The sequence below is a fragment of the Pantoea sp. genome (assembly GCF_028283705.1).
Classification (GTDB): Bacteria; Pseudomonadota; Gammaproteobacteria; order Enterobacterales; family Enterobacteriaceae; genus Pantoea.
Genome location: NZ_JAPWKD010000012.1, coordinates 66,191 through 82,468, shown reverse-complemented (window position 1 = coordinate 82,468; position 16,278 = coordinate 66,191). Strand labels below are relative to the sequence as shown.

Genomic DNA, 16,278 nt, shown 5'->3' with positions numbered 1-16,278 from the left:
TGTTTGTAAATGTAAGAAAATTTTTTGACGCCAGAAATGTAACTGATACATTAACGTTCTGTTTATTCCTCAGGAGTACCGGGCTTTAGCTCACCTTTATGGACCGTCACCGACGTCGCTTCACACGTTCTCCGCGCCAGCTGGCGCATGCTTTCACGCCTTCCGGCGTTATCCAAACCGTTAACGATCTGCTGTCTCGCTTTATTGCGCAGACCGGCTCACGTGTACGCATTCCCCTGGTAAGGAGTCATTGATGGAATTTCTCTTCGACCCCTCAATCTGGGCGGGTTTGCTGACGCTCATCGTGCTGGAGATTGTTCTCGGCATCGATAACCTGGTTTTTATCGCCATTCTGGCGGACAAACTGCCGCCAAAGCAGCGCGATAAAGCGCGTCTGATCGGTCTGTCGCTGGCTCTGGTTATGCGACTTGGCCTGCTGTCACTCATCTCCTGGATGGTGACATTGACGCGACCCCTATTCAGCGTAGGCGATTTCAGCTTTTCCGGGCGCGATTTAATTCTGCTGGTGGGTGGTATATTCCTGTTGTTCAAGGCCACGATGGAACTACACGAGCGACTGGAAAACCGCCATCTGGAGCATCAGGGCAACCGCAGCTATGCCAGCTTCTGGGCAGTGGTGACGCAGATTGTGGTGCTTGACGCGGTGTTCTCACTGGATGCGGTGATCACTGCTGTGGGGATGGTGAACCATCTGCCGGTGATGATGACGGCGGTAGTGATCGCCATGGGTGTCATGCTTTTGGCCTCGAAACCGTTGACACGTTTTGTTAACGCGCATCCCACCGTGGTGGTGCTGTGTCTCAGCTTCCTGTTGATGATCGGTCTGTCGCTGATGGCTGAAGGTTTTGGTTTCCATATTCCGAAAGGTTACCTGTATGCCGCGATTGGCTTCTCGATTCTGATTGAGCTGTTTAACCAGATTGCGCGTCGTAACTTTATTCGTCATCAGGCGCATCGTCCGATGCGTGAACGTACCGCAGAAGCGATTTTGCGTCTGATGGGTGGACGTCAGCGTAAGCAAGCCGTCAACACGGAAGAGTCAGCGCTGGTGGAGGCATTGCCGCAGGAAGCCTTTAAAGATGAAGAGCGTTATATGATCAACGGCGTGCTGACGCTGGCACAGCGTTCGATTCGCAGCATCATGACGCCACGTGGTGAAATCTCGTGGGTAGATGTGGAACGTCCGCTGGACGAAATTCGCATTCAATTGCTGGATACGCCGCACAGCCTGTTCCCGGTATGCCGTGGTGAGCTGGATGAGATCATCGGTGTAGTACGCGCCAAAGAGTTGCTGGTCGCGCTGGAGCACGGCATGGATGTGGCGACTTTCGCCGCCAATACGCCGCCGATTGTAGTGCCGGAAACGCTGGACCCGATCAACCTGTTAGGCGTGCTGCGTCGTGCCAAAGGCAGCTTCGTGATCGTCACTAACGAATTCGGCGTGGTGCAGGGTTTGATTACCCCGCTTGACGTGCTGGAAGCGATTGCCGGTGAATTCCCTGACGAAGATGAAACTCCGGACATTATCGTCGATGGTGATGGCTGGCTGGTGAAAGGGGGCACCGATTTGCACTCCCTGCAACAGCTGCTGGATTATCATGAGCTGGTGAAAGCAGAAGATGACCACGCGTCACTGGCGGGTCTGTTGATCGATCAGAAAGGCCAACTGCCGGTGCCGGGTGAGGTGATTAATCTCCCCCCGTTGCATTTCCAGATTATCGAAGCGACAGATTATCGGGTGGACCTGGTTCGTGTGACCCGCGATCGACCGCACGATGAGGAAGAAGAAGCATAATGCTAAACGGCACCCGCGGGTGCCGTTTTTTATGCACTCAATTGCGCCTGATGTTGTTCCAGCCAGTCGGGGAAATCTTCAATCGGCATTGGACGGGCATAGAAATACCCCTGCAAATGATCCACACCACGTTCGCGCAGATAATGCGCCTGTTCCGCCGTCTCCACGCCCTCCGCCACCAGGGCGATATTCAGACGCTGTGCCAGTGAAATCACCATATCAGTCACGGTGGCGTTGATTGCGTCAGTACCGATGGCTGCGGTAAAGATCTTATCGATCTTCAGCACATCCGGCTTCAGGTCTTTCAGATAGGCCAGCGAGCTGTGTCCGGTGCCGAAATCATCAATCGCCAGCCTGACACCAATCTCATGCAATTGGGCCACCACCGACTGATCAATGATGGGTAAAGCATCGCGCTCGGTCAATTCCACCACCAGGCCCGGCAGTGGATTGGCCGGCCACCAGATGCGCTGCAAATCCTCGACGATCGCCCGATCGTGGAAATGGCTGGCGGCGACGTTAATCGCAATATGGAAGGAGGGGCAACGCGGCAGGTTCGGGAGTTCATCCACCACTTTAGCGATGACAAAACGCGTTAGCGGGGCAATTAAATTTTGTCGTTCAGCGAGTGGAATAAATACATCGGGCGCGATCCAGCCCTGGCGCGGATTATGCCAGCGCAGCAGCAATTCGATACCATCACATTCGCCGCTTTTGGCATTAATCAGCGGCTGACAGTAGACCATAAATTCATTGGCCGTGATGCCATAGCTAATTTGCCAGCTAAGACTCATGCGGTTAGCGGTCGCCAGCCAGACAATGTAACCCATCAACAGGCTCAGCAGCACCGCCAGCGGTAACTGCGAGGGCATGGTACTCAGCGCCAGACGGGCGGGCGAGGGGCCATAGAGGGTAATGGTATAGGGATAACGCAGGGATGCCTGATCGTAGGCTACTTCATCATCGGAGGGGACGGTCGGTTCGATCAGCGGATTGCCATACTCCAGGCTTTGGCCGCCAACGTTGAAAATGGCGCGTTCCACCCATGGCAACTGTGGTTCCAGCAGATAATTGGTCATCAGCTCGATATTAATCATCTGAAGCAGACCTTCGCGATTATCCAGCGATTTAGGTGTCCACAGCAATAGCACCGGAGAACCTTTTAACAGGTAATCATCGGTGGTTAACATCATGCGTTGATTATTAATCGCCAGTTCGGGGTAAGTCTGGCTGAAAGAAATATTACTCGGACCATAAATGCTGGAACAATACAGGGTGTCGTTCTGCACCAGTTGTATTGAACGCACTGTTTGCAGCGCGGCGATTTTTTCAATCAGTGGGAAACGCACTTCCGGACAGGGTACGCCAACCAATCCCAGGGTGTTATTGGCGGAGACATCCAGCGGTGAAAACATGCGATCAAAACGTTCTATGGCGCGTGACGCAAAATCCAGTGACTGCTGCTCAATACGTGACTTCTCTTCGATATAACGAAAAGTCAGCGTAAGAATTAATACCAGCGCGGCGATCACTAACGCAATAAGCAAACGCTTACGGCGAAATTGACCAACAAATTGCTGGGCTATGAGCATCAGTAACCACCTTGCAAGGACCAGGATTAAAGCCAAAGTAACGTATAAGTTATCGGCATAGCGGCGGCCAGGTTTAGCACGGCTCAGGAAAAAAAGCGGTACTGAAAAAGCAGCGCGGCCAACGAGGGCCGCGCGTAAATCACTCTATCTGGTTTAACCAGGCGGAGGTAGCAGCAGATGCATAAAAAAGTTCAATCGGTGTTTTTTTGCGCACCGAAGCAAGCTGCCGTATCAGAGAGGAATCAGTCGCATTGCACCTTAATGGCGAGGCCGCCGCGTGAGGTTTCACGATATTTGGCGTTCATATCTTTGCCGGTCTCGTACATGGTTTCGATCACCTTATCGAGCGAAACGCGCGGTTCGCTGGTACGACGCAGCGCCATACGGGCGGAGTTGATGGCTTTGACTGAGGCAATGGCATTACGCTCAATGCAGGGCACCTGAACCTGGCCCGCTACCGGGTCACAGGTCAGACCCAGGTTATGCTCCATGCCGATTTCGGCAGCGACGCAGACCTGCTCCGGGCTGGCCCCCAGCAGCTCCGCCAGACCGGCTGCAGCCATCGAGCAGGCCACGCCCACTTCCCCCTGACAACCCACTTCGGCACCGGAAATCGACGCATTCATTTTATACAGTATGCCAATGGCACCGGAGGCAAGGAAGTAGCGGATATAAATATCCGGCGTGACGTTTTCAATAAAATGATCGTAGTAGGCCAGCACCGCAGGCACGATGCCGCAGGCACCGTTGGTGGGGGCGGTAACGACGCGGCCACCAGCGGCATTCTCTTCATTTACCGCCAGCGCAAACATATTGACCCAGTCGATAACATTCATTGGGTCATTGGAATGTTTGGTCGAGGAGACCAGCAGACGGCGCAGTGATGCCGCACGACGCGGCACCCGCAACGGACCCGGCAGCACGCCTTCGGTATTCAGGCCACGATCGATACATGCCTGCATGGTTTGCCAGACGTTAGCGAAGTAGCTGTAGATTTCCTCACGGCTGTGCAGCGCCAGCTCATTTTTCATCACCAGGCCAGACAGAGACAAACCACTCTCGCGGCAGTGGCTCAGTAACTCTTTGGCGGAGTGAAACGGCCAGGGAACCGAGACCTGATCCAGCACTGGTTGGCCAAAATGTTCTTCATCGACGATAAAACCCCCGCCGATGGAATAATAGGTTTTGCTGAGAATCAGCAGGTCGCCGGCAAAGGCATATAGCGTCAGGCCATTTTCGTGCAAAGAAAGATTTTCGCTACGAAACACCATGCCGCCTTCACGTGGGAAATCAACCTCTTGTGCGCCGTTCGCCAGCAGCAGACGCTCACGCTGTTCGACATCCTGAATAAATGCCGGAATGCCATCGATATCCACAGTAGCGGGTTCAGCACCGGCCAGACCCATAATGATGGCGATATCGGTATGGTGACCTTTACCGGTGAGTGACAGGGAACCATAGACATCGACCGCAACGCGCGTGACATCCTGCAACTTACCCTGTTCGGCCAGCAGATCGACAAATTGTTTACCCGCTTTCATCGGGCCGACGGTATGCGAACTGGATGGGCCGATGCCCACTTTGAACATGTCAAAAACACTAATCACCGGTGACACTCCTCACAAATCTTATTTAGTACGGCGCAGGCCGTTTTATGCGGCTAATAGTAATCGCAGGTGCTGCAACAGGATCAGCTTTTCGCATGAAATAAACTAATTATACAGCACAGAAATAGTTATCCGTTGTCGGCGAAAAAAACAGCAAATGACAGGATGGCAAGCTGCCATGCCAGAGAGGAAAATCAGACGGGAAGGGCGATTTGCTGACCGAGTGCGCGAATAATGCCAGCGGTCATGCCCCAGATAAAATAATCTTCGTACCAGGAGAGCCACACCTGATGCTGCCGGTGGCCCCGGCGCAGTGTCAGGTCGCTGTAGCGACTGAGGCGCAAAGCTTCGGCCAGCGGCATGGCAAAGGCACTTTCGACTTCGTCGGCGTTGATGATGAGCGGCAGCCCGGCGGGAATAATGCCTACCACTGGCGTCACCGCGAACCCGGTGCTGCTGGTGACGGCAGGCAAAACGCCGACCACCTGCACCTGGTCAGGTTGAATCCCCACCTCTTCCTGCGCCTCACGCAGGGCGGTGTGGATCAGTGAATCATCGCTGGCATCCTGCATGCCGCCGGGGAAAGCCACCTGACCGGCATGTTTACGCAGATGTGTGGATCGACGTGTCAGCAACAACCCCGGCTCGGCGGCGTCAATCAACGGTACCAGCACCGCAGCGCGTCGGCCGTTGATCACACTTTTTGGCGCAGCAACCGGGGGTTGCAGCACAAAACGGCTCAGGAATTGATCGAGGGTCAGTGCTCCGTTCATCTTAAAATGGCTCCTGCAGGCTGGGCAGAATACGATTCACTTTGTGCAGCGTTTCCTGATACTCCGCCGTGACGACACTATCAGCCACCAGTCCACCGCCCGCTGCACAGTATAACTGCTGATCTTCGGCAATCAGCGTGCGAATGGTGATGCTGGTATCCATACGGCCACACAGGCTGAGGTACCCAATACTGCCACACCAGGCATTGCGGCGGTGAGGTTCGAGTTCTTCAATGATCTCCATCGCACGGATTTTCGGTGCGCCGGTGATGGAACCGCCCGGAAAACAGGCGCGTAACAGGTCGGTGGCGGCAAGCGTCGCCGGTAACTGCGCGCGTACCGTGCTGACCAAATGATGCACGGCGGGGAAAGGCTCCACCACAAACAGTTCCGGCACGCTAACGCTGCCCGGTTCGGCGACACGACCAATATCATTACGCAGCAGATCAACAATCATCAGGTTCTCGGCGCGATCTTTCTCTGCGTCGGCCAGTTCCTGCGCCTGTTGACGATCGGCCAGCGGGTCGGCCATACGCGGGCGGGTCCCTTTGATCGGCCGGGTCTCAATCACCCGTTGTTGCAGAGAAAGAAAACGCTCCGGGGACAGGCTGAGAATGGCACTTTTCGGCAGGCGCAAAAAGGCGCTGAACGGTGCGCGATTCGTTTCATTCAGGCGCTGAAACGCCTGCCATTCATCGCCGCGATAACTGGCCTGAAAACGCTGGGCCAGATTCACCTGGTAGCAGTCACCCGCCTGGATATATGCCTGCACGGCAGCAAAGCGCTGAGCATACTCGTCAAAACTCAGGTTGGATTGCCAGTCACTGGTGAGGGCAAAGGGCTGAACCGCAGGGGCGGTTTGTGCCTGTAACCACTGCCAGCGTGCCTCAGGATCACCAAGCGCGACCAGTGTCAATTTTTGCTGATGATGATCGGCAATCAACGCCCAGTCATAAATGCCCACCGCCATATCCGGCGTGTTGAGATCCTGTTGCGCCAGCTGTGGCAGGTGTTCGAAACGGCGACCCAGATCGTAACCGAATAAACCTATCGCACCGCCCTGGAACGGCAAGTCTGCCGTAAAAGCGGGCTGAACACCGAGGGCATCACAGTAGCGTTGTACCAGCGTGAGCGGATCGTCGGTTGAACTGAGCGTGGTATCCTGCTTGGTAATTTCTGTCGCTGGGCCGCGGGTCACCAGGGTTACGCGCGGATCGGCGGTCATGATATCGAAACGGTTATCCGCATGATCGGCATGACCTGAAGTCAGCAACATCGCCCATGGCTGATGAGCAAGGGAGGAAAAAAGCTGCGGCAGCGTATCCGGCGTATAATTCAGAGCGAGGGTTTTTACGATCATGAGACAAATCAGATAACAGCAACAAGGGCGTTAGCCTGACATATTTTTTTGCTGCTGGCACCTGTTTGTTCCGCATGGAATAATGCGTCCCCTTTTTCCCAGGAGCGAGTTATGTTTTCAGGTCTTCCGGCATTATCTCACGAACAGCAACAACAGGCTGTCGAGCGTATTCAGGAACTGATGGCGGGCGGTATGGCCAGTGGTCAGGCGATTGCTCAGGTGGCGCATGAAATTCGCCAGAGCCACCAGGGTGAGCAGATTCGGGCGCGTTTTGAAGACGACGAAGACGACGCCTGACGCCCGAAACGCGTTATAACGCGGCGATGATCTTGATTTCGACTTTATATTTCGGGTTCATCAGACCAGCCTGTACAGTGCAGCGCACCGGTGCGTTGCCCGGTGACACCCAGGCATCCCAGGCACGGTTCATCGCCGGGAAGTCGGCTTTGTCGACGAGGAAAATGGTGGCGTCGAGGATTTTGCTTTTGTCGGAACCGACGCGGGTGAGAATCGCGTCAATCACCGCCAGCGCATTGGCCGTCTGCGCTTCCGCATCCTCATCAAGGTTTTCCGGTACACTGGTGTAATACACGGTCTGGTTGTGAATAACGGCTTCGGACATGCGGTGTTCCGGATCGATACGCGTAATAGTCATGATTTTCTCCTTAATTTTCGCGCTGCTAGCCTGACACATCGGCTGGTGTGCTGTCATCTGTTGTGGTCGCATGAGTGGAATCCTGACATAATTACAGTACTTTTTGAGTTATCGGTGAGGATGTGTGGCAGACGATTTTGCAGCTGACGGTGCGCTGGCGCTGGCGATCCCTGGCTTTAAACCGCGTGAAGCGCAGCGCGAGATGGCGCAGGCGGTCGCTGAGGCGGTGAAAACCGGTGGGGAGTTAGTGGTCGAAGCCGGCACCGGTACCGGGAAAACCTACGCTTATCTCGCCCCCGCGCTGCGCGCTGACAAAAAAGTGATTATCTCCACTGGCTCGAAAGCCCTGCAGGATCAGCTGTATAACCGCGATCTGCCCACCATTGCCCGTGCCCTGAAATTTAAAGGCAAAACCGCGCTGCTGAAAGGCCGCTCCAACTATCTTTGTCTTGAGCGGATGGAGCAGCAAACGCAAACCGGTGGCGACCTTAGTGTCCAGGCGCTGGGCGATCTGATTACCCTGCGCGGCTGGTCATCAGAAACCGTTGACGGTGATATCAGCAGCTGTATCGGTGTCGCCGAAGACAGCCCAGTGTGGCCTTACGTCACCAGCACCAACGACAATTGCCTCGGCAGTGATTGTCCGCTGTATAAAGATTGCTTTGTGGTGAAAGCGCGTAAACGGGCCATGGATGCGGACGTAGTGGTGGTCAACCATCATCTTTTCCTCGCCGATTTAGTGGTCAAGGAGAGCGGCTTTGCGGAATTGATCCCGGAAGCGGAAGTGATGATTTTTGACGAAGCGCACCAGCTGCCAGATATCGCCAGCCAGTATTTTGGCCAGCAACTCTCCAGTCGTCAGCTGCTCGATTTAGTCAAAGACATCATCATTGCCTACCGTACCGAAGTGCGTGATGTGCAGCAGCTACAGAAATCCGCCGATCGGTTGGCGCAATGCACCCAGGATTTCCGCCTGACGCTCGGGGACCCAGGCTTCCGTGGCAATCTGCGCGATCTGCTGAACGATAACAACGTGATGCGCATGCTGACTTTGCTGGATGATGCGCTGGAGCTTTGTTATGACGTGATCAAATTATCGCTGGGACGCTCCGCGTTGCTGGATGCCGCCTTTGAGCGTGCCGCCCTCTATCGAACACGCCTGAAACGTCTGCGCGCCATCGACGAACCGGGGTTCAGTTATTGGTATGAATGCTCCAGCCGACATTTCATCCTGGCGCTGACGCCGCTTTCGGTGGCGGAACGCTTCCGGGAAGTGATGGATAATCGGAAAGCCGCTTGGGTGTTCACCTCAGCTACGTTGGCGGTCAATGAACAGATGAGCCATTTCTCCAGCCGGCTGGGGGTCGATAAAGCGAAAACGCTGATCCTCAACAGTCCGTTCGATTATGCCCGTCAGGCCTTGCTGTGCGTGCCGCGCAACTTACCGGAGCCGAACCGTCCTGGAGGTGCCCGTCAGCTGGCGCGTATGATGAAACCGCTGATCGACGCCAACAAGGGACGTTGTTTTTTCCTCTGTACCTCACACATGATGATGCGTGAGCTGGCAGCAGAATTTCGTGCCTCCATGACGCTACCGGTGCTGTTGCAGGGCGAAACCAGCAAAGGGCAGCTGCTGAAGCAGTTTATTGAAGCGGGCAATGCCTTGCTGGTGGCCACCAGTAGTTTCTGGGAAGGGGTGGATGTGCGGGGGGACGCGCTGTCATTGGTGATCATTGATAAGCTGCCGTTTACCTCGCCGGAAGACCCGCTGCTCAAGGCGCGCATGGAAGATTGCCGTATCCGCGGCGGCGATCCGTTTAACGATGTCCAGCTGCCGGATGCGGTCATCACCCTGAAGCAAGGGGTGGGACGTTTAATCCGTGATACCGACGACCGCGGCGTGCTGGTGATTTGCGACCAGCGTCTGGTATCGCGTCCTTATGGTGCGCTGTTCCTCAATAGTTTGCCTCCCACGCCACGTACCCGCGATCTTGACCGCGCCATCCGCTTCGCCCGCGAGCAGGAGAGTCACTAATTTGTGCCAGGCTGTGGTAAGATGCGCGCCATTTTGAATCTCCCGAGGTTGTTATGTCCGCCCGAATTTTAGCCCTGGACACGGCGACAGAAGCCTGTTCTGCCGCTCTGCTGAATCAACAGCACATCGATGCCCGTTTCGAAATCGCCCCGCGTGACCACACGCAGCGCATTCTGCCGCTGGTGCAGGAGCTGTTGCAGGCGCAGCAGCTGGAACTGACCGCGCTTGACGCGCTGGCCTTTGGGCGTGGACCAGGCAGCTTTACCGGCGTACGTATTGGCATTGGCATTGCTCAGGGACTGGCGCTGGGGGCGAATCTGCCGATGATTGGCGTTTCCTCCTTAGCCACGATGGCGCAGGGCGCATGGCGTAAAAATGGCGCGACGCGCGTACTGGCGGCGATTGATGCGCGTATGGGCGAAGTCTACTGGGCAGAGTATCAGCGTGATGCCAATGGCGAATGGCAGGGTGCAGAGACCGAAGCGGTGTTGTCGCCAGAAGCGGCCCAGGCACGTATCCAAAGCCTGAACGGCGAATGGACTACCGTCGGTACCGGCTGGCAGGCCTGGCCGCAATTGCTCACCTCGTCAGGCGCACAATTGCTGTCCAGCACAATCACCTTACCGGCGGCCGAAGATATGCTGCCGCTGGCCGTAGCGGCCTGGCAGCGAGGGGAAACGGTCGCCGTGGAACATGCCGAGCCGGTCTATCTGCGCAATGAAGTGGCCTGGAAAAAGTTGCCGGGACGTTAAGCCAACACGCAACTTATCGCTGCGCTTTCAGTCTAATCTGAGAAATAACAGGAGGCTTTTATGCCAATCAGTCGTAAAGGGATGTCTGGCGCTCTGTTAGCCTGCGCGCTGTTGCTCAGCGGTTGTGTTTCGGTGCCGGATTCCATTAAAGGGAGTTCTCCGCTTCCACAGCAAGATTTATTACGGGTGATGAATGCGCCGCAGCTTTACGTTGGCCAGGAATCACGTTTTGGCGGTAAAGTGGTGAACGTCACCAATCTGAATGGTCTGACGCGTCTGGAAATCGCCACTCAGCCGCTGGATGACAGCGGGCGTCCGCGTCTTGGCTCGGCATCGGTTGGCCGTATTTTTGCCGACATCCACGGATTTGTCGATCCGACCGATGTTAATAATCAGTACGTCACGGTGCTGGGCAACATCAAAGGTAGCGAAAAAGGCACCGTAGGCCAGGCCAGCTATAATTTTGTGGTGATTGATGTGAAAGGCTATCAGCGCTGGCATTTAACCCAGCAAGTGATGACGCCACCACAGCCCATCGATCCGTGGATATTTTACGGACCTACGCGCCATCACCCAGGATACTGGGGACCTAACCCTTACTGGGGCATGTACAGTAGCGGTCCGGCACAGGTACAAACCATTCTGACTGAATAATATTTTATTTCAGTTGTTTACGGCCCGATCGCGGCGCTCGCGACCGGGCTTTTTTATTGCGCACGCAACCGAAGCGCGAAATTTAGTGATGAGCCTCGCAACCTGAACAGGTCGAACCCGGCAAACTGGTACAATCAGTTAAAATATTGTTAATAACACTGATGGCAGAGGCGGCGATGGCTAAGCAACAAGAATCTCGGGGTGAATCTTTGACTAAGGTTTGGCTGAAACGCTATCCGCCAGATGTACCAGCGGAAATTACTGCTGACCGCTATACATCGTTAATCGATCTTTTTGAGCATGCGGCAACGCAATATGCCGATCAGGTCGCTTTCGTTAACATGGGGCAGCCCATGACCTATCGCCAGCTGGAGCAGCAAAGCCGCGCCTTTGCCGCCTGGTTGCAACATGGATTGAAGCTGAAAGCTGGCGATCGGGTGGCTCTGATGATGCCGAACCTGCTGCAATATCCGGTGGCGCTGTTTGGTGTGTTACGCGCCGGGATGGTGGTGGTTAATGTTAACCCGCTGTATACGCCGCGCGAGTTGAAGCATCAGCTTAATGACAGCGGAGCCTGCGCGATTGTTATCGTGTCGAACTTTGCTCACACGCTGGAAAAAGTGGTCGCAGAGACGCAGGTTAAACATGTGATGCTGACGCGCATGGGCGATCAACTGGCCCCGATCAAAGGCACACTGGTCAACTTTATCGTCCGCTACGTGAAAAAACTGGTGCCGAAATACCATCTGCCGGGCGCGGTGCCGTTTCGTCAGGCGTTACAGCAGGGTGAACAGCTGAGTTACCAACGTCCCGATGTCACCAATGATGATCTGGCGTTTTTGCAATATACCGGTGGGACTACCGGGGTGGCGAAAGGCGCGATGCTGACACACGGCAACATGCAGGCCAACCTCGAACAGGCTAAGGCGACGTATGGCAAACTGCTGCGTCCGGGGCAGGAATGCGTCGTCACAGCACTGCCGCTGTACCATATCTTTGCTCTGACGGTGAATTGCCTGCTGTTCCTCGACCTTGGTGGGCAGAACCTGCTGATTACCAATCCGCGAGATATTCCGGGCTTTGTCAGAGAGCTGGCGAAGTTCCCGTTTACCGCGATTACCGGCGTGAATACGTTGTTCAATGCGCTGCTGAACGATGCCAACTTTAATAAGCTGGATTTCTCTACCCTGCGTATGTCTGCGGGTGGGGGAATGGCGGTGCAGAAGGCGGTGGCTGAACGCTGGGAAAAACTGACCGGTCACTATTTGCTGGAAGGTTATGGTCTGACGGAATGCTCGCCGCTGGTGTCGGTCAATCCGTATGACATTACCTGCCACACCGGTAGCATCGGTTTACCGGTACCCTCCACCGATGTGCGCATCGTGGATGAACAGGATAATGATGTGGCACCTGGCGAACCCGGCGAACTTTGCATTCGCGGTCCGCAGGTGATGATCGGCTACTGGCAACGTCCGGAAGCCACGGAAGAAGTGCTGAAAAATGGCTGGCTGCATACCGGTGATATTGTTACCGTGGACAGCGAAGGCTTTATCCGCATCGTTGATCGTAAAAAAGACATGATTCTGGTGTCGGGATTTAATGTGTATCCTAACGAAATCGAAGATGTGCTGATGCAGCACGCGAAGGTGCGCGAGGCTGCAGCGATTGGTGTCCCGAGCGATCTTTCCGGTGAAGCGGTGAAAGTCTGCATCGTGAAGAAAGATCCCAGCCTGACCAAAGAAGAAGTGTTGGATCACTGTCGGCGTCAGCTTACCGGCTACAAGGTGCCGAAGATTATCGAGTTTCGTGACGAGCTGCCTAAAACCAATGTGGGCAAGATCTTACGTCGTGAATTGCGTGATGAGGTGAAGCGGGAAGGGCAGTAGTGCGTACCTCGCTCAATGGTTAACGCCGGCAATGTCCGGCGTTTTTATTGCTTTTAACATGGAGCGCTGCGCGCAGTTAGTCGCGGCGAAAACATAACGTGAATTATTCCCTGATCGACCAAAATGACCAACTGGCTGCGGTGTGCGACAAAGCACGCCAGCATGCTGCCGTGGCGCTGGATACCGAATTTGTCCGCACCCGTACTTACTATCCGCAGCTGGGCCTGATCCAGCTGTTTGATAGCGAGCAATTGGTCCTGATCGATCCCCTCAACATCAGTGACTGGACGCCGTTTATCGACCTGCTGCGTGATACCCGGGTCACGAAATTCCTGCATGCGGGTGGTGAAGACCTGGAAGTGTTCCTGCATCGTTTTGACTGCCTGCCGGACCCGATGATTGATACCCAGATTCTGGCGGCATTTGCTGGTCAGCCGTTGTCATGGGGTTTTGCGGCGATGGTGATGCATTTCGACCAAATCGAGCTGGATAAAAGTGAGGCGCGTACTGACTGGCTGGCTCGCCCGCTGACGGAGCGGCAGTGTGAATATGCCGCAGCCGATGTAGCCTATTTGCTGCCCATCGCCCATCAGTTGCTGGCGCAAACTGAAGCGGCGGGTAACATGGCGGCGGCTCGTAGCGAATGCGAAAACCTGTGCCAGCGCCGCCTTGATGTGCAGGCTCCCAATGAGGCGTGGCGTGATATCACCAATGCCTGGCAGCTGCGCCCGCGTCAGCTGGCGGCATTGCAGCGTCTGGCCGCCTGGCGTCTTAACACCGCACGTCAGAAAGATATGGCGGTTAACTTTGTGGTGCGCGAAGAGAATCTGTGGAAAGTGGCGCGTTTTATGCCGGGCAGCCTGGGTGAGCTGGACCATCTCGGCCTGAACGGTCATGAGATTCGCTTCCACGGTAAAGCGATGGTGGCACTGGTCGCCGAAGCACAGGCGCAGGATGAGGCCACGCTGCCGCAACCGCTGGGCAATCTGATCGACCATCCGCAATACAAACAGACATTCAAAGCGATTAAAGCGCTGGTGCAGCAGGTAAGCGAGGAAACCGGGTTTAGTCAGGAATTGCTGGCTTCACGCCGCCAGATCAATCAGGTGCTGAGTGTGTACTGGGGATTGAAAACCGCATCGCGCACCCCGGAATTGCTCACAGGTTGGCGCGGCGATTTGCTGAAAGCGCGCATCGACGAGATTCTGCAAACCCTGTAAGCGCGATTTTTTCCCCTGCAAACTGCGCAGGGGAAAATCAGGAAACCGCTGGCGTCATTTGGTGACTTCTTCCGTCTCCGGTAGCGTAACGTTCAGCTCCAGAATCGAGATATCATCCCCTTTCTGATCCAGCTGAACGGTTACCATATCCGGATCAATTTTCACATATTTGCAAATCACTTCCAGAATGTCGCGCTTGAGCTGCGGCAGATAGTGGGGCTCACTGTCGCCCCTTCTGCGTTCAGCCACAATAATCTGCAGCCTTTCCTTGGCTATGTTGGCTGTGTTCTTCTTACGGGATAAAAAGAAATCGAGTAATGCCATTGGTTATCCCCCGAACAGGCGTTTCAGGAAACCCTTCTTCTCTTCTTCAATAAAGCGGAAGGGGCGTTCTTCGCCAAGCAGGCGGTCTACGGTATCAGCATAGGCTTTACCGGCATCTGAGGTGGTATCGAGGATCACGGGTTCGCCCTGGTTGGAAGCGCGTAATACCGATTGATCTTCAGGGATCACTCCGACCAGCGGGATACGCAGGATGTCCAGCACGTCTTCCATGCTCAGCATATCACCACGGCTCACGCGGCCCGGATTGTAACGGGTCAGCAGCAGGTGTTCTTTCACCGCTTCCTGGCTATTTTCCGCACGACGGGATTTGGACGAAATGATGCCGAGAATACGGTCAGAGTCACGTACCGAGGACACTTCCGGGTTGGTGGTGATGATGGCTTCATCTGCAAAATACAGCGCCATCAACGCACCTGTTTCGATACCGGCAGGTGAGTCGCAGACGATGAAATCGAATTCCATCGTCGCCAGGTCGTTAAGCACTTTTTCAACGCCTTCACGGGTCAGGGCGTCTTTGTCGCGGGTTTGTGACGCTGGCAGAATATACAGTTGCTCAGTGCGCTTATCTTTAATCAGCGCCTGGTTCAGTGTGGCATCGTCCTGAATAACATTGACGAAGTCGTAAACAACACGACGTTCACAGCCCATGATCAGGTCGAGGTTACGCAGACCGATATCAAAATCGATCACCACGGTTTTTTTGCCTTTTTGCGCGAGTCCAGTGGCGATGGCCGCGCTTGACGTGGTCTTGCCAACGCCCCCTTTACCGGATGTAACTACAATGATGCGTGCCATAAATGTTGATTTCCTTAACGAAAGAAAAGGGGCCTAATTAAGTGTCTGAATGGTGAGCGCGCCCTCTTTGAGGCATAAACGCGCAGCTTTACCAAAAAACTCAGCCGGAATCTGATCCATGATCCAGTACTCCCCGGCAATGGAGACCAACTCTGCGGCGAGGTTGGTGCAAAAAATCTGGCAGTCACGATCGCCGCTGGCACCTGCCAGGGCGCGACCGCGCATCATGCCGTAAATATGGATGTTGCCATCGGCAACCAGCTCGGCACCGGCGCTAACGCTGCTGGTGACAATCAAATCAGCATTGCGGGCGTAGATTTGCTGGCCAGAACGGACTGGCGTATTAATGATGCGGGTTTTATTAACGGTCTCCGCCACCACGGGGGCGGGGGCTGGCTCGGGAACAACCGCTGGCGCATCATTGCGCTTTTTGCGATCGCTCCCCTCAGACAGCACCGGCAATCCGGCACGCGCAATCATCTTTTTCAGCGCATCGTCTTTACAACCGCTGACACCAACGATGCGCAGCCCGGTTGCACTGATGGCTTGCTGCATCTGCTTCCAGTTGATGTCGCCGTTCAATGCCGACACATTCAGCACCACCGGTGCATTTTTCAGAAAGCCGGGCGCCTGGTCGATTTTGTCCTGCAACGCCTGACGAATCACCTCAGGTTGCGAATGGTGCAGATGAACGACTGATAGGGTAAAACTGCTTCCCTTGAATTCGATTGGCGTTTGCGACATCTGTCCTGACTCGTCCTGTTTTCACTACCGTTAGATGAACGCCG

General features: G+C 55.0%; 15 protein-coding genes. 7 read left to right on the top strand and 8 right to left on the bottom strand.

Annotated elements, in window-relative coordinates; all coding sequences use genetic code 11:
* Positions 1-253 precede the first annotated feature (253 nt).
* Entirely contained in the window at positions 254-1,816 is a 1,563-nt protein-coding gene (locus PW844_RS10875) for a TerC family protein (protein ID WP_299451314.1), read from the top strand.
* 29 nt (positions 1,817-1,845) lie between these two features.
* Here PW844_RS10875 and PW844_RS10870 read toward each other — a convergent pair whose 3' ends face one another.
* From PW844_RS10870 to pabB, 4 genes are all read right to left on the bottom strand, one after another.
* Positions 1,846-3,408, bottom strand: a complete 1,563-nt coding sequence (locus tag PW844_RS10870) for an EAL domain-containing protein (RefSeq protein ID WP_299451312.1) — start codon at positions 3,406-3,408, stop codon at positions 1,846-1,848.
* Positions 3,409-3,650: 242 nt separating this feature from the next.
* The gene (locus tag PW844_RS10865) at positions 3,651-5,015 is read right to left on the bottom strand and encodes an L-serine ammonia-lyase (RefSeq protein ID WP_299451309.1); all 1,365 of its coding nucleotides are present in this window, start codon (positions 5,013-5,015) and stop codon (positions 3,651-3,653) included.
* A gap of 194 nt (positions 5,016-5,209) precedes the next feature.
* Positions 5,210-5,788 (bottom strand): CoA pyrophosphatase, encoded by a 579-nt coding sequence (locus PW844_RS10860; RefSeq protein WP_299451306.1) that lies wholly within the window; start codon positions 5,786-5,788, stop codon positions 5,210-5,212.
* A gap of 1 nt (position 5,789) precedes the next feature.
* Positions 5,790-7,148: an aminodeoxychorismate synthase component 1 gene (gene pabB / locus PW844_RS10855; RefSeq protein ID WP_299451304.1), complete on the bottom strand. Its 1,359-nt coding sequence runs from the start codon at positions 7,146-7,148 to the stop codon at positions 5,790-5,792.
* Between the two features lie 111 nt (positions 7,149-7,259).
* Between pabB and PW844_RS10850 the strand changes: the two genes are divergently transcribed.
* Positions 7,260-7,445 (top strand): YoaH family protein, encoded by a 186-nt coding sequence (locus PW844_RS10850; protein ID WP_299451302.1) that lies wholly within the window; start codon positions 7,260-7,262, stop codon positions 7,443-7,445.
* 13 nt (positions 7,446-7,458) lie between these two features.
* Here PW844_RS10850 and PW844_RS10845 read toward each other — a convergent pair whose 3' ends face one another.
* A complete protein-coding gene (locus PW844_RS10845) occupies positions 7,459-7,803 on the bottom strand; it encodes a RidA family protein (RefSeq protein WP_021183012.1) in 345 nt (114 codons plus the stop codon).
* Positions 7,804-7,927: 124 nt separating this feature from the next.
* Between PW844_RS10845 and PW844_RS10840 the strand changes: the two genes are divergently transcribed.
* From PW844_RS10840 to rnd, 5 genes are all read left to right on the top strand, one after another.
* Positions 7,928-9,838 carry an ATP-dependent DNA helicase gene (locus PW844_RS10840; protein WP_299451296.1) on the top strand — a complete coding sequence of 637 codons (1,911 nt, stop codon included), beginning with the start codon at positions 7,928-7,930 and terminating at the stop codon, positions 9,836-9,838.
* 53 nt (positions 9,839-9,891) lie between these two features.
* Positions 9,892-10,590, top strand: coding sequence for a tRNA (adenosine(37)-N6)-threonylcarbamoyltransferase complex dimerization subunit type 1 TsaB (tsaB, locus tag PW844_RS10835; RefSeq protein WP_299451295.1), 699 nt, complete (start codon positions 9,892-9,894; stop codon positions 10,588-10,590).
* Positions 10,591-10,650: 60 nt separating this feature from the next.
* A complete protein-coding gene (locus PW844_RS10830; RefSeq protein ID WP_299451293.1) occupies positions 10,651-11,244 on the top strand; it encodes a Slp family lipoprotein in 594 nt (197 codons plus the stop codon).
* 209 nt (positions 11,245-11,453) lie between these two features.
* Entirely contained in the window at positions 11,454-13,130 is a 1,677-nt protein-coding gene (fadD, locus tag PW844_RS10825; RefSeq protein ID WP_299451291.1) for a long-chain-fatty-acid--CoA ligase FadD, read from the top strand.
* Positions 13,131-13,228: 98 nt separating this feature from the next.
* Positions 13,229-14,350 (top strand): ribonuclease D, encoded by a 1,122-nt coding sequence (gene rnd, locus PW844_RS10820; protein WP_299451288.1) that lies wholly within the window; start codon positions 13,229-13,231, stop codon positions 14,348-14,350.
* A gap of 54 nt (positions 14,351-14,404) precedes the next feature.
* Here rnd and minE read toward each other — a convergent pair whose 3' ends face one another.
* The 3 genes from minE to minC are packed head-to-tail and all read right to left on the bottom strand — an operon-like array spanning position 14,405 to position 16,234.
* Positions 14,405-14,674: a cell division topological specificity factor MinE gene (gene minE, locus PW844_RS10815; protein ID WP_013509389.1), complete on the bottom strand. Its 270-nt coding sequence runs from the start codon at positions 14,672-14,674 to the stop codon at positions 14,405-14,407.
* Positions 14,675-14,677: 3 nt separating this feature from the next.
* Positions 14,678-15,490 (bottom strand): septum site-determining protein MinD, encoded by an 813-nt coding sequence (minD, locus tag PW844_RS10810; RefSeq protein ID WP_299451286.1) that lies wholly within the window; start codon positions 15,488-15,490, stop codon positions 14,678-14,680.
* A 33-nt stretch (positions 15,491-15,523) separates the two neighbouring features.
* Complete coding sequence (gene minC / locus PW844_RS10805) at positions 15,524-16,234, bottom strand: septum site-determining protein MinC (RefSeq protein ID WP_299451283.1); 711 nt, start codon at positions 16,232-16,234, stop codon at positions 15,524-15,526.
* Positions 16,235-16,278 lie beyond the last annotated feature (44 nt).